The organism is Streptomyces odonnellii (assembly GCF_000981895.1).
In the GTDB taxonomy this organism is placed as follows: domain Bacteria; phylum Actinomycetota; class Actinomycetes; order Streptomycetales; family Streptomycetaceae; genus Streptomyces; species Streptomyces odonnellii.
The window spans coordinates 1-1,165 of the sequence record NZ_LATD01000578.1; the positions used below are offsets into that span (position 1 = coordinate 1).

Below are 1,165 nucleotides of genomic sequence, written 5' to 3' on the forward strand. Positions count from 1 at the left end.
GGGTTCCCCGCCCCCTCCCTCACCTTCCTCGACCCGTCCGCGCTCCCCTCCCTGCTGGCGCCCGCGGTCGCGGTGGCCGCGCTCGCCGCCCTGGAATCGCTGCTGTCCGCCCAGGTCGCAGACGGCATGACGGTCGGGGAGAAGCACGACCCCGACCGGGAACTGTTCGGGCAGGGCCTGGCCAACATCGCCGCGCCGCTGTTCGGCGGCGTACCTGCGACCGGCGCGATCGCCCGTACGGCGGTCAATGTCCGTACGGGCGCCTCCTCCCGGCTCGCCGCGCTCACCCACGCCGTGGTGCTGGCGGTGATCGTCTTCGCCGCCGCCCCGCTGGTCTCCAGGATTCCGCTCGCTGCGCTGGCCGGTGTGCTGATCGCCACCGCGATCCGGATGGTCGAGGTCGGCTCGCTGCGGGCGATGGCCAGGGCCACCCGCTCGGACGCCGTCGTCCTGGTGCTCACCGCCGCCGCGACACTCGCCCCGGACCTGGTGTACGCGGTGATCACCGGCCTGGCCGTCGCCGGAGCCCTGGCACTGCGGGCGGTCGCGAAGCACGCCCGGATGGACCAGGTGGACTTCCGCGCCGATCTGCCCGGCGAGCACAGCGACGAGGAACACGCCCTGCTGGCCGAGCACATCGTCGCCTACCGCATCGACGGACCGCTGTTCTTCGCCGGCGCCCACCGCTTCCTGCTGGGACTCTCCGAGGCCGCCGACGTCCGGGTGGTGATCCTGCGGATGTCCCGGGTGACCACGATGGACGCCACCGGCGCGCTCGTCCTCAAGGACGCCGTCCACAAGCTGAACCGGCGCGGTATCGCGGTGATGACCTCCGGGATCCGCCCCGGCCAGCGCCGGGCCCTGGACTCGGTCGGCGCGCTGGACCTGCTGCGGCAGGAGGGCCGGGAGTACGCCACGACCCCGGAGGCCATCGCCGGAGCCCGGGCCCATCTGCGCGCCGCCGGCCTCCTGCCCTCGCACCAGCCCGAGGGAGCGTTCCGCAAGACGCCCTAGGGCGTGTCTTCAAAGTCCCGTCTGCCCGGCGACGCCTGGCACGCACGCTCGCCGCGTTGTCGGGATCATCCAAGTACGTCCAGTACGAGGATGACCCTCCGCCTTGCGATCGCACGCACCAGACGCCGCCGGGCCCGCCCTTCGGGCGGAC

1 protein-coding gene is annotated in these 1,165 nt (G+C 73.4%); it reads left to right on the forward strand.

Features of this window, described 5'->3' with window-relative positions; translation table 11 throughout:
* The coding region (locus tag WH07_RS35260; RefSeq protein WP_046509239.1) for a SulP family inorganic anion transporter at positions 1 to 1,014 on the forward strand (1,014 nt) is incomplete at its 5' end.
* Positions 1,015 to 1,165: the final 151 nt, after the last annotated feature.